At 58.4% G+C, this 14341-nt stretch carries 10 protein-coding genes; 4 read left to right on the top strand and 6 right to left on the bottom strand.

Annotation, left to right across the window (positions count from 1 at the left end; genetic code table 11):
• Positions 1 to 149: 149 nt before the first annotated feature.
• Positions 150 to 1340: a glycosyltransferase family 4 protein gene (locus BCF46_RS19245; protein ID WP_121028340.1), complete on the bottom strand. Its 1191-nt coding sequence runs from the start codon at positions 1338 to 1340 to the stop codon at positions 150 to 152.
• Between the two features lie 150 nt (positions 1341 to 1490).
• Here BCF46_RS19245 and BCF46_RS19240 point away from each other — a divergent pair, with 150 nt between their 5' ends.
• Positions 1491 to 2357: a sulfotransferase domain-containing protein gene (locus BCF46_RS19240; protein ID WP_170157994.1), complete on the top strand. Its 867-nt coding sequence runs from the start codon at positions 1491 to 1493 to the stop codon at positions 2355 to 2357.
• Positions 2358 to 2360: 3 nt separating this feature from the next.
• On the opposite strand, the gene BCF46_RS19235 is transcribed toward BCF46_RS19240, so the two are convergent.
• The 4 genes from BCF46_RS19235 to BCF46_RS19220 all read right to left on the bottom strand — a co-directional run bounded on the left by BCF46_RS19235 (position 2361) and on the right by BCF46_RS19220 (position 7342).
• Positions 2361 to 3302 carry a sulfotransferase gene (locus BCF46_RS19235; protein WP_121028336.1) on the bottom strand — a complete coding sequence of 314 codons (942 nt, stop codon included), beginning with the start codon at positions 3300 to 3302 and terminating at the stop codon, positions 2361 to 2363.
• Entirely contained in the window at positions 3299 to 4264 is a 966-nt protein-coding gene (locus BCF46_RS19230) for a sulfotransferase (RefSeq protein WP_121028334.1), read from the bottom strand. The genes BCF46_RS19235 and BCF46_RS19230 overlap by 4 nt, the downstream gene beginning before the upstream one ends.
• Before the next feature lie 30 nt (positions 4265 to 4294).
• Positions 4295 to 5902 carry a VPLPA-CTERM-specific exosortase XrtD gene (gene xrtD / locus BCF46_RS19225; protein WP_121028332.1) on the bottom strand — a complete coding sequence of 536 codons (1608 nt, stop codon included), beginning with the start codon at positions 5900 to 5902 and terminating at the stop codon, positions 4295 to 4297.
• A gap of 150 nt (positions 5903 to 6052) precedes the next feature.
• A complete protein-coding gene (locus BCF46_RS19220; RefSeq protein WP_121028330.1) occupies positions 6053 to 7342 on the bottom strand; it encodes a glycosyltransferase family 4 protein in 1290 nt (429 codons plus the stop codon).
• Between the two features lie 303 nt (positions 7343 to 7645).
• Here BCF46_RS19220 and BCF46_RS19215 point away from each other — a divergent pair, with 303 nt between their 5' ends.
• Together BCF46_RS19215 and BCF46_RS19210 are read left to right on the top strand one after the other, a co-directional pair.
• Positions 7646 to 10438 (top strand): HAD-IIIC family phosphatase, encoded by a 2793-nt coding sequence (locus tag BCF46_RS19215; protein WP_121028328.1) that lies wholly within the window; start codon positions 7646 to 7648, stop codon positions 10436 to 10438.
• A 1-nt stretch (position 10439) separates the two neighbouring features.
• Positions 10440 to 11282, top strand: coding sequence for a sulfotransferase domain-containing protein (locus tag BCF46_RS19210; RefSeq protein WP_170157993.1), 843 nt, complete (start codon positions 10440 to 10442; stop codon positions 11280 to 11282).
• Here BCF46_RS19210 and BCF46_RS19205 read toward each other — a convergent pair.
• Complete coding sequence (locus tag BCF46_RS19205) at positions 11279 to 12262, bottom strand: glycosyltransferase family 2 protein (protein WP_121028324.1); 984 nt, start codon at positions 12260 to 12262, stop codon at positions 11279 to 11281. The genes BCF46_RS19210 and BCF46_RS19205 overlap by 4 nt on opposite strands.
• 138 nt (positions 12263 to 12400) lie before the next feature.
• Between BCF46_RS19205 and BCF46_RS19200 the strand changes: the two genes are divergently transcribed.
• The gene (locus BCF46_RS19200) at positions 12401 to 14341 is read left to right on the top strand and encodes an acyltransferase family protein (RefSeq protein ID WP_121028322.1); all 1941 of its coding nucleotides are present in this window, start codon (positions 12401 to 12403) and stop codon (positions 14339 to 14341) included.

Below are 14341 nucleotides of genomic sequence, written 5' to 3'. Positions count from 1 at the left end.
CGTTTGCGTTGCCGGTTTTTTACTTCTGCGCGTGGCGCAAATTGAAAAGCTAGATCGCGCGCTCAATACACCAGTACTGGGTGGGATGGCGCTTTTCTTTGAGATAGCAGGGCCGATTTTGATTATATGGGCGGTGGGGCGATTGCGGCTCAGACCTGTTGCGCGCTAAGGGAATGGCGCAAGACCCATCCGGTGGCATCACTTGGGTCATCAAGGAAGTGCTGGACCAGATCGGACCACTCCAAGCCAATATAGAGCCTGTTTAACGCCAGATCTGCGCCGTGTGACAGGCGGCTGTAAAGCGCGGGCTGGGCGCAAAGCGTCGACATGGCGCGGGCCAAAGCTGACGGATCACCGGCCTTGAACTGCACGCAGCCTTGGCCATGGGTCAGACGCCCCGCGAAAGCAGGGTGATCAGAAATCACCAATGGAGACCGGGAGGCGAGACCTTCATAGATCGTGTTGGGCAACCCTTCGGGATACGTGTGGCGTGACGGAACCAGCACCATGTCATGGGCGGCCATGCGAGCGCGCACCTGCGCATTGGGAATAAGCCCAAGGAAGGTCACCTGATCCGAGATACCCATGACCTGTGCACGGTTTTGCCACGCTTCTATTGGCATATCCTCGGTGCCCTTGCCCGCGAGGCTAAGCGACAAAATCAGCCCCTGATCCTTGAGCAGCCGGATAGCGTCCAGACAATCGCCTACGCCTTTGGCTTCGCTCAGCACTCCGGCATAGAAGGCGCGGGGCAGATCGCCAGCATGGTCCTTGCCGTGGGGGGCGGGGGTGACGCGGGTCCAATCCCAAGGAACGACACGCTGCGGTGGCAGGCCGATCACATCCACCAACGCCCGCGAGGCGTTCAGGCTGTGATTGGCCACGCAAGGGATGTGCGCCCCGCTCAGCAAGCGGCGCAGGGCCGCAAATCGCCAGGTGTCTTTAAGCCCCCGCAGCCCGGATCGGGTTTGAAAGATGTCCGCAAAACACGGCAAGCTGGGGGTTGCATGCGCCGCGGCATACCGCAGCGCGGCCGAATAGGGCGCGCGCAGAACCATTAAGTCTGGCGCAAGTTCAGCAAGAATAGAGTCTGCTTTGCCCGCATTCATTTGCGCCAAGGGCACGCCGATCGAGCGCAGGTTCGGGGCAAGAACCATGTCATGCGCGGCATCACAGATGGACAATGTGGTGACATTATAGGCTGCTGCCAGCCCCGCCACATACGCCACAGACGCATACTGATCACGGTAGGTCTCGGGCGCGCCGGACTGAGCTTTCGCGTGAGCCTCGGCAAAATGGCCGTGCTGAAAGACCACAAGAGTTGGGGCGGGGGAGGTCAAGGCAGGAGAAATCCATAGGCTTGGGGCATATATGCTCAAGACATGTCATATCAGGGCAACCCTGTTCACGACAGGTCTTATCCGAGCGAAAAGCGATTGCTGAAGGCGACGCGGAGCAGATATAGCCAAAGGGGCGGAACAGGAGCCAACATGCCGGGTGACACCCCCTCCATTGCCAACAGCTTTCTAATAGGAGCGCAGAAATCCGGCACGACCTTTTTGGCGGCCCTGCTGGACCAAAGCGCGGATGTCTGCGTCTCCAGCCCCAAGGAGCCGTTCTATTTCTCGCAAAAGGTTTTGCCGCCGCCAGCAGAATATCAGCGCTGCTTTTCGAATCCCGCGGCCAAGATCAGGCTGGATGCTTCGACCACCTACGCGTTTCTGCGGCCCGCCCATGCGTTGGATATCAAGGACGCGCCGGGGCTTTTGGCCCCGGTCCCCCAGCGTCTGCGCGATCACGCGGGGAGCCCCAAGCTGATCTATATTTTGCGGGATCCGGTCAAACGTGCCATCTCGGCATTGCGCCATCACATGCGCACGCAGCCACAGCCCAGCGGACCTGTGTCTTTGATGGCGGAGTTGAAGCGCGATCCGATGGTCGAGTTGATCGGACGTTATGCCGACCAGATCGAGCGATATCTGGAAGTGTTTTCGCGCGAGGAGATTCTGTTCCTTGATTTTGACGAACTGACGCGTGACCCAGAGGCGGTTGTGGCCAAGACCTGCACCTATCTGGGCATCGATGCAGAGGGCATTGACGTCGACCCAACCCGATCCGAGAAACATTCGGCGCATCGGCTGACCATCGCTGGCCGGTGGGCCAAATCCGTGGCGCGGCATTTTCCGGGCGCAACCCGCAAGCTCAAATCTACGCTGCCACGCAGATTGCAGGGGCAGGTGGTCGAGGCTGTGATAAAGCGCCCTTCCGAGATTGTGTTCACCGATGAGGCGCAGGTAGCGGAGCTGTATCGCAGCGACCGCGATCGTGTTCTGGCCCTGACAGGGCTAAAAATTTAGACCCTAAACCGGTGGATCAGAGGTCACTGGATACCCGAGAGCCGTCAAATCAAGTCCTGTCATCGCAGCCGTGCGCGCATTTGAGGCGGCGAAACTTTCGCCGATAAAGGCTTCAATCTCAGTATCAATCGCCGAGGCCCGAGGGGCGCGGGCCTCCAGACGGGCAAGCGGCTTTTCAACTTTACGAAGCAGGTTCTGGCGGATGCGGAACCACAACGGGTTCCGGCTATATGTCTTGGGACGCACTGCGGGCTTTGGAAGGATGCGGTTGACGACCCGTTCCAGCCGCATGGCTGTTTCGGGACGGCTTCCATAAACGACATCCTCTGGAACCGGCTCTTTCCAGTCGGCCCCCAAAAACGAGGCCAGAGAGGCGATATAGGCCGACGTGTCATATTTCAGCTGCTCAACCGGCAAAACCAGAATGTTCTCTGCGCCAAATAGCCGGGCATAATGGCGGATGGTCAGATCATACTCGAAATGTTCCATGCGCAGGGGCGGGCGGTATCCGGTCCGGCCCAAATTGGTTTGCAGCACTTCTGTGAGGCTTTGGCCTCCGCCTTCCCGAACATACTGAAAATAGATCGACCGCAGCATCGAGCGTTGCTCACGGATGCCGATCAGGATGCGTGCTTCGGGAAAGGCTGCATGCATGCGGCGGGCGACAATATCCATATGATATTGTGCGTAGAACGGGTTCCCGGACAGACTCTCATGGGAAATCACCGGCACCCGCGTATCATCCTTGTCGAGTTGATCGGTGAATATCGCACGGGTGGTTGCCGCGTCGAACCTTCGCGGATGCGCGAGTGCGAACTGCTCGATGGCCTGTGTCGGCATAGAGCCCCAAGGCTGGGTAAATATTCGCGTGTTTGTAAATACCAGCTTTTGCAGGAAGGAGGTGGCGGTCTTTGGATAGCCGATATTGATCAAAAACGGTGTCATGCGGCGGGTGCTACCGGATAAGCCAGCGCCGCAAGATCAAGCCCCGTCAGCGCGGCAGTCCGCGCGTTGGAGGCGGCAAAGGATTGCCCCACAAGCTCGGCGATCTCGTCCCGCAATCCAGACGGGGCGAGCCCGATGCCGGCCGCCTTTTGAAACCCCTGGTCGGACAAACGCAACAGCTTTTGACGTGCGCGGAACCAGGCGGGATTGTCATTATATTGCGAGGCCTTCTCGGCCGGGATGGGTAAGACGCGGTTGACCAGACGCTCCAGCCGCATCGCAGCCTCGGACCGTCGCGCATTCACCACCTTTGCGGGTGCCGGGGCGTGCCAGTCCAACCCCAGAAACCCGCTGATGCGGGCGATATAGGTATCAGGGCTGTGGCGCAGCAACTCCAACGGCAACACCAGTACATTGTCAGCCCCGAACAGCTGCGCGTAATGGGCAATGGTCAGGTCATATTCGAAATGATCCATACGCAGGGTAGGGCGATAGCCGGGACGGTCGCGGTTGACGCAGATCATATCGCGTAGCTTTCGACTGCCACCTTGTTTGATGTACTGAAAATAGATCGAGTTCAGCATAGAGCGCTGCTCACGGATGCCGATAATGATGCGGGCGTCGGGAAAACCGGCATGGATACGGCCCGCGACACGCTCCATGTAATAAAGCCCGTGGATAGGGTTACCCGAAAGCGCTTCGTGGGACACCACCACGGGCTTTCCATCCGCTACGGGCGCCGCGCCATAGAGCGCCGCCCGCACGGCGTCAGAGCTGTAGCGTTCGGGATGGCACAGCACGAAATGCTCGATCGCCTCGGCGGGCTGGTTGCCCCATGGCAGGGTAAACACATCCGCATTTGAGAAGACGGATTTTTGCAAATAAGTCGTAGCGGTCTTGTGGAAGCCAATATGGAAAACGGGCGCAGGGCAGAGACCCTGCTGGCCGTGATTAACTGTCATGGCAGGTGCTTTCCAAACTCTTAGGCTCGCTTAGGTCTTGGGCATGAACCGTGGCAGCGGCTCGACAACTCCCAGCAGAACTTCGTTCAAGCGGGCCTCGGCATCTGCGTCGGTCTCGTTGGGTGTGATCAAAGTGGTAAGGCGTACAATACCACCGTCAACCCGACCTGTCATGATGCCGTCAACCATAAGATAGAATTTGGCGGCGAAGTCCCACGCGATGCGGCGGCCTTTTTGCTCGAACCAGTAGTAGACCATCATCCGGGTCTCACCCTTTTGAATGATGGCGCGGTTGATGTTGAACTCGGTCTCGGAGCCGACTTGAGCTGCGATATCCGTGCGCTCCAGCCACGCGATTTCCCAGCCTGCACCGGGCAGGCAAATCTCGGGAGAGTGGACACCGCCATTGCCCTGATTGCGGTACCACGCCATGAACAATCCGACCGCCGGAGAGTTTGCATCACGCACCAGATTGACCTGATGATAGTCATCCGCTTTCAGGGTCTTGGCCACACGAGGTTTGAGCAGGATGGGCGGCCCCTCTTGGCGCCAGTCGCCAAAGCTACGTGGAAACACCGCAAAGCTGTCCCGATCCATGGCGCCGATGGCGCGGTCGTCCGGCACCAATGTCCACAAGCCTGCCGCGCCCACCATCAGCACCGCTGCTGTAATCATGGCTTTGCTTGCGCGCACCAGCCGCAGGCGCATGGCCTGTGGTACCAATCCGTCAGTGTCCAGATCCAGCGCGTCTATCAGCCCCATTTTGGTCGGGTGAAAAAACAGCATGATACGTGCCAGCAGAAACAACAATATGATGCAGGCGAGGAAAATAACCCAGCCTTCAAAGAAATGGGTGAACCCTTCGAGCCAATCGAGCCCGTAGCGCTGCGCCAACACACCCGCCACCGCGATACGCACGGAGTTCATCAAAATGGTGATCGGCACGGCCGAGACCAGAAGCACCGCCTTGTGCCACATCGGGCCGCGATAGAGCACCGCGAAAATGTAGGAAAAGCTGAGGATCGGGAACAGGTAACGCAGCCCCGAACAAGCCTCGGCCACATGCAGCTTCAGCACGCCCAGATCAATGATGTTGCCGTCCAGAAAGACCGGAACATTCAACTGCTGCAAAAACCAGACCCCCAACTCGGAGGAGACAAATTGCAGCCCGGTACTCATTTTGTAATAGATCACGCCCGGCAGCGGCAGCATGTAGACCAGATGCAGCACCGGCGGCCAGAAATGTTTGCCGGTGCTCCAGCCAAAGCTGATCAGCAGGATCGCGCCGACCCACAAGATCAACGCATAAGCCACGATATCGGAGATATTGGACAGCTGTCCCAAGGCGCCGATCAGCAGCGCGAAGACCAGCAGCACAACGCCGGGCCAACGGTCTGGGATCGCGCCGGGGCGCTCCGGAAATTCCTTGAGCTGGCGCAAAAATAACAGGGCCGAAAGTACAGGGATCAGCGGGCCATGGCTATATTCAGGCACCTGCCATGCAGTGAGCAGCGCATCGATCCCGTCGGCAAAGAAGAAACCTGCGCCAATCGTTGCGGCGATCAGCGCCAGCATACCCCAGCTAAAAAAGCCTCCAAAGGATTTGGCGGCGGAAATGTTAGAACTTGTTACCGACATGGTTAAAGTAACCTCGACACATTAAATTTCGCCCCATCCAGAGGCATTTATAGCAGATGGGCTATGGTTTTCACATAGGACAGTTTTCTTCTGTCAGAAAAGTGACCCGTTTGATCCAAAACGGCAAAATGTGACCGGATCCGGCCTGACCTAGACGTAATCTGTAAACCCGCCCAAGGGGGCCTTGTTCAAAACGGCCTCGTAAATTCCGAGTGTATAAGCCGCTTTGGCATCCCAATCGAAATAGGTTGTGGCGTAATGCTCTGCGGTCTGTGCGAGCTGCGCGTGCTCTTGCGGATTGGTGATGCACCCCTCCATCGCCGCGCGCAGGTCCTCGACAAGCCCGTCCATCGGTTGCAACGGCACCTTCACGCCACGCCCGTTGGCGACCAAATCACCCGGCGCGCCGTAATCGGTCACAATGCACACCATGCCCGACGCCATAGCCTCGATCACCACACCTGCCCCCAATTCACGAATGGACGGGAACACAAAGGCATCGCACCGGCGCATGAAATCAGCGACCTCGGCTTGTGTTTTTTGTCCTTCGAAGATGACCCGATCTTGTGCGCCAGCCTCGGCCACAATCGCTTCCAGCCGCTCAAGTTCGGGGCCGTCCCCGACGATATGCAGAATGTGGGGTTTGAGCGTTTCAGACCCTATAAAACCACGAATGGCTGCTTCCGCCACCTTGTAAGGGACCAACCGGCCCGCAAACAGGAAATGTTTCTGCCCCTTGCCGGCGAAGGGCACCTTCCGGCCTTCAGAATGAAATATCTTGCTGTCGAACCCGATTTCGGGGACCGGAACGATGCGGTCGGACAAGGCGGGGTCGATATCGTCGATTGTATGCTGAAACGCGGCCATAATGCAGGCAGCCTTGCGGTAGGTGGAGCGGGCATAAGGCAGGTAGCGATACAACCCGCGGAGTTTGCGCAGCCCTTCGCGCTCGCGCTTTTGCTCGCCCGAGAACGCCGTCGGCCAGTCCAGATTGCCATTGAGAGGCCCGATGACGAAAGGGAGTTTGGTGCGCCCTGACAGGTAGCTGGGCAGGGCTGGCGACATTGGCGTGATGCGGTGAATCACATCAAACTCCCCGTCCTGAAAAGCCTTTTTGAAGCTGGTGAACACAGCCCGCTCAAATGCGATATAGGGGGGGTAGGACATGATCTGGTTGGTTGACCACGCGACCTCGGTTCCGCCGCGCAAGGCTGTCGACAGCTTATACATTGGACCTGCGATCCATTCGGTGTCGATGTAGCGTGTAATCTGCGTCAGCTCGCCCGCTTTTTCGATATTTTCGCGATTTCTGACATGCGTCACAAGCGTCACGTCTGCAATCTTGGCCAAAGCCCGCGCATATTTGTAACCGACCACAGGCAAGGATGGCCAATCAGGGTTGCAGCTTTCAGCAAGGATCAGGACGCGCAATTTTGACATGGCATATACAGCTTTTCTGGCTTGTGAGGCGGATGAGAGATGTTGAGGTGAACCTTAGGGCACGACGAAAGAAACGACGAGAGGCTGTTCTTGATCCGCACCGCGCGACTCAAGTTTTTCATATCAAACACCTCTTACCACTCACTCACGACAGATCCCTGTCATGGCACCTCGCAGTTTGAGCATATCCGTTCACCGGTTGCCACAAAATACACAATGGTGATCTTGTCAGGGTCTATTTCCCGTCACATCTGTGGTGTATGGACTGACAGAGTAGAGACCAGTACAAGCCGAGAATAGTCCATGACCACCCCATCCGACGCGTATCTGGCTGCCGAAGCCGACATGGGGGTCCCCCCCGTTTCGGCGCGTGGACGCAGTGATCAGAACCCGAAAGATATCGGCTTTTGGGCCTTGGTCGCAGAAGATTTTGCCACCCATGAGCGTAAGCTTTTCGAGCAAGGGTTCTGGGCGATTTTCGTGCACCGTTTTGGCAATTGGCGGATGGGCCAGCCGAAACTTATCCGTGCGCCATCAACATTGCTTTACCGCATCATGTTCAAGCTGGTGGAATGGATCTGCGGCATCTCGCTGTGGTACACCGTCAAGCTGGGCCGCAGGGTGCGTATCTGGCACCATTCCGGCATGAGCCTTGGCGCGCGCGCCATCGGGGACGACTGCCATATCCGCCAGAACACTACGCTGGGTGTGGCGCAGACAGGGCGTAATAACGAGTTGCCAATCATCGGTCCGGGGGCAGATATTGGCGCAGGTGCGGTTGTTGCGGGCGCGGTTTATGTCGGGGCCAACACCAAGATCGGGGCGAACGCCCTGGTGATCGCGGATGTGCCGGACGGGGCCACTGCCATCGGCAATCCTGCGCAAGTTTATGGTGGCACGCCGGTCGCGGCGCCTGTTTTGACACCTGCACCGCCAGCCTCAACACCAGAAACCCATCTGGAAACCCCACGCGACATGGGGGTGATTGCGCTGTTGGGGTCGAGCAATCTCGACACGCTGGCCGAAGATATCAAGGACTCTGCGCGGCAGTATTCGCTTGAAATAGACACTTACGTGCCGCCATTCGGGCAGGCGCGGATGGCGCTTTTGCAAGAGAGCTCGCCTTTGGTCGAGGCGTTGGGCGACGGGTTTGCCGCGACCTTGATCGTCGAGCGCGCCGAAGACCTGCTGGGAGAGGTCTACACCGCGCCGCTCTCCTTAGACAAAGAAGATGCGAGCAGCTATCTGGATGCGGCCCTGGAGCCGCTTTTGGATCTGGTCCGCGACGCGCGCAAACGTCTGCCCGGGCCCGTTTTCGTGATGCGTCTCGCAGTAATGACGCGGTCAAGTCTGGGGCTGGCTGATGCCACCGCAGAGGCCGGCCTGACAACATTGATCGAAGCGGCCAATCGCAAATTGCACGAGGCCTGTGCGGCCCTGTCGGACGTGCATTTGCTGGATGCCGACGCCCTGATTTCCGAGACGGGCCGCGATGCGGCTCAACCCGGTCAGTTCTGGCATCTGGGGCGCATGCCTTTCAGCACCGTCTTTAACCGCCGTCTGGCGCGGCGGGTTTTGGGGGGGCTGCTTTCCCTGCGCGGGCAATCGGCGCGGATTATCGTACTTGACCTCGACAACACACTTTGGGGCGGCGTGCTGGGGGAAGACGGTATGGAGGGGCTGGCGATCGGCCACAGCGCCTATCCCGGGTCTGCCTATAGCGCGTTCCAAGAAGCGTTGAGGGCCTTGACCCAACGGGGAATTGCCTTGGCGGTCGCGAGCAAAAACGACGAAGATCTCGCGCTGCAAATGATCGACACTCATCCCGAAATGACCCTGCGCCTGAGTGACATCGTCAGCCATCGCATTGGCTGGGTGGAAAAATCGCATGGGATTGCCGAGATGCTGGACGAGATCGGGCTGGGTGCTGCCAATGCCATGTTTATCGACGACAACCCCGTCGAGCGTGAGAAGGCCCGCAAAAACGTTCCCGGCCTGATCGTGCCGCCTTTCCCTGACGCCCCGGAGGATCTGGCCCGTTGGCTGCTGGACAGCCCCTTTCTGGAAGCGATGAGCCTGACGGGCTCGGACCTCAAACGCACGGCGCAATACAAGGTGCGCGCGCGCGAGGTTTCGGCCAAGCGGGAGTTTGCCAATATCGAGGAATTTTACCGCGACCTCGACATGCGCCTGACCTTCGAGCCTTATAGCCCCGCCAACCAGCAACGCGTGTTACAGCTATTTGTGAAAACCAACCAATTCAACGCCACATTGCGCCGCCATGACGCTGGTGCGGTGCAGCAGATATTGGACGAGGGCGGCGAGGTTTTCGCCATCGGGGTGGCCGATCGCCATAGCAGCTACGAGTTGATGGGCGTGATTGCCTTGCGGCCTGATGCGGCGATGAAAACTGCATATCCAGAGGATGAGGCGGTGCAATCGCTCAAGGCGGAGGGCGCATGGTGGGTGGATTCTGTACTCTTGAGTTGCCGTATTTTGGGGCGCACCGTCGAGCAGGCCATCGTGGCCTGGGCCACGGCGCATGCGCAAGAAGCGGGGGCCACGGCCCTGATAGGCCAAGTGATCGAAGCCCCGCGCAACACGCCTGTACGGGACCTGTTTTCCAAGAGCGGGCTGGACCCGGTAGCGACAGATTTTGATCTTGGGGCAGGAGGGCTTTATCGCCATGACCTGTCGAAAGGCGCGCTGGATGTGCCGGATTATTTTACCCTGTCCGACACGGCACCTGCGCCCGTAGCGACAACGGCCAAGGCTGCATCAAAACCAAGACCACCAAAACCGGTCTCCACCGCCGCATCGCCAGCCATTGCCATACCTGTCGCAGATTTGGAGCATGGCAAGCAAGCAGCCCTCGCCGACACGTTCCGGCGCGTTTTCCGCCTTGGGGCGGATGACGATGTGCAAGACACCACGATGGACAGCCTTGCCGCGTGGGATTCTCTGGGGCATCTGCGGCTCGCCATGGAACTTGAACAAAGTCTGGGCCTGCGCCTTCCTGCCGCGCGGCTTGGTCAGATCAGCAGCTATGCCGAACTGCAAAAAGCCGTGGCGGAAGCCATGCAGGGAGCCGCCTGAGATGGGTCCGGATTTCATTATCATCGGGGCCATGAAATGCGGCACCTCGACCATCAGCGCCTATTTTGAAGCGCATCCGGATGTATTCATGCCGTCGAATTTCGAGCCGAATTATTTTAGCCGGGATGAAATATACGCCAAGGGCGCGGAATGGTACGAGGCGCATTTTGCCGCGCGCGACGGTGAAACCATGGCGGGGGAGGGGTCCAACAACTACGCTTCTGGTGACAGGTTCCCGGAAAGCGCTACGCGTATGGCGGCCTATAACCCCGATATGAAGATCGTCTATATAGTGCGTAATCCGTTGGAGCGGATTATCTCGGCCTGGATACAAAGCCGCGCCGATAGCGGGGACAACGTACCGCCGACGCTGGATCGCGCTGTGCGGGAGCGCCCGGAACTGTTTGTGGATCAAAGCCTCTATAGCCGCAATCTGGCGCGTTACGAGGCCGTCTTTCCAAAGGAGCAGATTTTTGTCGGCTTCATGGAAGATATGAAAACCGACCCGGACGCGTTTTTCTTAAGGCTCACCGATTTTCTTGGTGTGGCCCATGCCCCTCAGCTGAAGCCAGGTCATGTGAATCCAAGTGCCGGTAAGGTCGTGCTGTCACCGCGCTATACCAAGCTGCGGCAGTTGCCGCTGATGGATATGCTCAGCCGCCTGTCGCCGCGCGGATTCAAGAGATTTGTGAAGCAGACGTTCTTTAGCCAGAAACTCTCACAGCATCCGACCTTCTCGCCTGACGCGCATCGCGAAATTGTCTCTCGATTGCAAACAGATGCTACGTTGTTTCTGACGGCACATGGCAAGCCCGAAGATTTTTGGCGCTACGACCGGACCTAATCGCGCGATACGGGTTTGAGACCCAGAAGCGGACGCAATCCATTGGCCCAAAAGTCACCGAAGAATTGTTTGGGCGCGATAGCCTGACGGCCGCGCAACCGTGACAGGATCAGATTGCCTGCCACCCCCTTGATCCAAGCACTGGCGGCCAGCAATGCATAGGCGCGACCATAGTTTTTGCGGAAGTAATACTGCCAGGAATGATACCAATATGCGGGCCTGCGGGTCCGGCCTGCATTGGCGGTGCGCACATCGGTCGACGCGCCTTCAATATGCACGACCTCGGCTTCGGCCACATGCCAGCATTCCCAGCCTGCGCGGGCGCAGCGCAGTGTTAGGTCAACCTCTTCGTAATAAAGGAAATATTCCGGGTCAAAGAACCCTAAATCGCGCCAAACATCAAACCGTGCCATGACGGCTGCCCCGGACACCCAGTCTACTTTCTGCGTGTCCAGCTTTGCGCCAATGGCTACCGAAAAGCGGCGCAGGAACCGCGTGACCGGGCCGAAATTGAACGAAGCTGCGAAGGTGCTGACCAGTCCTGGGAAGCGGAAAGCGGCGGTCACAGGGTTAGGGTCTCCGGGATTATATGCCCGTGCACCAGCCATGGCGGCCTTGGGGTGGGTCTCCAGAAACGTAGCGAGCTGTTCGATAGCATCATTTTTCAACTGCGCATCAGGGTTGAGCAGAAATACAAATTCCGGCGGTTCAGGGTCTGTTTCCAACTTGTGCAGCACAAGATTGTTACCGCGCCCAAAGCCATGATTGGTGGTCTCAAGGTAAAGCGTCACCCGATCACCCCAACCGATACGGGCCTTTTCCAGAATTGCCGCCCCGCCATCCGTGGAGGCATTATCGACCAGATGCACCGAGACCTCATGCCCGCCATGCCTACGGGCGGGGTCGAGCACGCTGTTCACTGCTGTCACCGCCAGCTCGGTTGCGTTGTAATTGACTATGATGACAGCGATTTTGGCCATGCTGGGTGCGTCCTGTTCAAGCTGGGCCGCAAGGCCTTGAGCGCGGATATGCCATAACGGTGCTGGTATCGAAAGGTAGCGCGGATATAAAGGGGAGGTAATTGGTTCAGGCACGTTCTTAATGCGCAACGCTACGACATGAAATACCGTCCAGAAATAGACGGGCTACGCTCTGTTGCGGTGCTGCCGGTGATCCTGTTTCACGGCGGGCTTGGCCTGTTTTCAGGCGGCTTTGTGGGCGTGGATGTGTTCTTCGTCATCTCGGGGTTCCTGATCACCACCATCATTTTGCAAAAAATCGACGAGGGGCGGTTTTCGCTTCTGGATTTCTACGCGCGGCGCGCGAGGCGCATTCTGCCCGCGCTCATTTTGGTCGTGCTATGCACCACGCCTTTTGCCTGGATCTGGATGCTGCCGACCGAGTTCAAGGATTACGCGCAATCCGTGGCGGCTGTCGGGCTGTTTTCGTCAAACTTCCTGTTCTGGATCGAGAGCGGTTACTTTGCCGCTGCCGCCGAGCAGAAACCTTTGCTGCACACGTGGTCTCTGGCCGTCGAAGAGCAATATTACATTTTGTTCCCCCTGATGATGATGGCGCTTTGGGCACGGTTACCCAAAGCTACGACAATATTACTGGCGGCGATCTTTGTTGTTAGTCTGGCGTTGGCCGAAGTGATGTGGCGGGTTGCGCCTGATGCCAATTTCTACCTGCTGCCGACCCGCGCTTGGGAGCTGATGACCGGCTCTCTTTGCGCGATTTTCGTGCTCAAACGCGGAGTGCAGTCAAACAATTTGGCCTCGGGCATTGGGCTTTTGGCCATAACAGTCTCTATTTTCGCCTTTGACGCCCACACACCTTTTCCGTCTCTTTACGCATTGGCACCCGTGATCGGCACCGGATTGGTGCTGGTGTATGGCACCAAGGGCACTTGGGTGGCGGATGTGCTGTCGATGCGCGCGCCGGTTTTTGTCGGGCTGATCAGCTACTCGGCCTATCTATGGCACCAGCCTCTCTTTGCGCTGGCACGGTTGCGCGATCCGCAAGAGCCGGAACTGGTCTTGATGATGGGGCTGGCCGGGCTGTCATTGGGGCTGGCCTATCTCAGCTGGCGCTTTGTCGAGCAGCCGGCCCGTCATATACCTTGGGCCGCATGGAAAACCGTGAGTGCTGCGGGACTGGTTTCGATCGTGGCTTTGGGCGTGGGCGCGACGCTGAGCGTTATGCCATGGCAAGCACAGTCCTTTCGGGCCAATCTTGCGCCGCAAAACCTGGCGTTGCTGGAGCGCATCAACACGATGCGCAGAATGGAGCACAAATTTACCCCCGCTGACGAGGACGGTGCTTGCCGCTTCATGGTGCGCCCCGATGATCCGCAAAGTATCACGAGGTTCGAGACTTGCGCCGCGGAGCATGGCCCGGCCTTGCTGGTCATTGGCGACAGTCATTCCGAAGACGTGTTCAAAGCGCTGCTTGCAGGCTCTGATGCGCCATTTCTGTTGGCGATGGGGCAGGGGCAATGTCGCCCCCATGTGGCAGGCAGCGATTGCACAACCACGCCGATGCCGCTTTTCCTGACCGCCCAGAAGGACCGGATTGCGCGGATTTATTTTGCCCAAGCCGGATTCTGGCTGCTGGAGCGCGCCGATGGAGCCAAGCCCGACCGTAATCTGTTTACCGCGGCCGGCAAAATTGACGGCCAGTTGGACGTTCCTGCGATTGAGCGCGCACTGGATGTATTGACGCGCTTTGATGCGTTGGCCCCCGTCACTTGGGTGGGACCCCGCCTTGAGCCGCATGTCAGCTTCGATGCGATGTTGGCCTTGCCTTGTGACGAGGCCCCCGATGTCCTGCACCTGCGCCCCACGCATCAGGCCCTGTTCGAGACACTGGACGCCCATTTGAAAACCGCCTCACAGATGCGTGGGATCGACTATGTTTCCACAATGGAAGCGGTTGCGTTCGACATGGCCCACGAGCTTTATAGCTGCGAGGCACTATACTGGTCGGACGGGGACCACTGGTCGCCGCAAGGCGAGGCGCTGTTCGGCCCCCGGCTGGCGCGAGGGGTAGGGCTTTGA

This window comes from Litoreibacter meonggei (assembly GCF_003663885.1).
GTDB lineage: Bacteria > Pseudomonadota > Alphaproteobacteria > Rhodobacterales > Rhodobacteraceae > Litoreibacter > Litoreibacter meonggei.
This window is presented reverse-complemented; position numbering and strand designations above follow the sequence as displayed.

Coding starts and splice junctions, on each gene's coding strand:
- BCF46_RS19240 (WP_170157994.1), top strand. CDS start 1,491: ATGCCGGGTGACACCCCCTCCATTGCCAACAGCTTTCTAATAGGAGCG.
- BCF46_RS19235 (WP_121028336.1), bottom strand. CDS start 3,302: ATGACACCGTTTTTGATCAATATCGGCTATCCAAAGACCGCCACCTCC.
- BCF46_RS19230 (WP_121028334.1), bottom strand. CDS start 4,264: ATGACAGTTAATCACGGCCAGCAGGGTCTCTGCCCTGCGCCCGTTTTC.
- xrtD (WP_121028332.1), bottom strand. CDS start 5,902: ATGTCGGTAACAAGTTCTAACATTTCCGCCGCCAAATCCTTTGGAGGC.
- BCF46_RS19220 (WP_121028330.1), bottom strand. CDS start 7,342: ATGTCAAAATTGCGCGTCCTGATCCTTGCTGAAAGCTGCAACCCTGAT.
- BCF46_RS19215 (WP_121028328.1), top strand. CDS start 7,646: ATGACCACCCCATCCGACGCGTATCTGGCTGCCGAAGCCGACATGGGG.
- BCF46_RS19210 (WP_170157993.1), top strand. CDS start 10,440: ATGGGTCCGGATTTCATTATCATCGGGGCCATGAAATGCGGCACCTCG.
- BCF46_RS19205 (WP_121028324.1), bottom strand. CDS start 12,262: ATGGCCAAAATCGCTGTCATCATAGTCAATTACAACGCAACCGAGCTG.
- BCF46_RS19200 (WP_121028322.1), top strand. CDS start 12,401: ATGAAATACCGTCCAGAAATAGACGGGCTACGCTCTGTTGCGGTGCTG.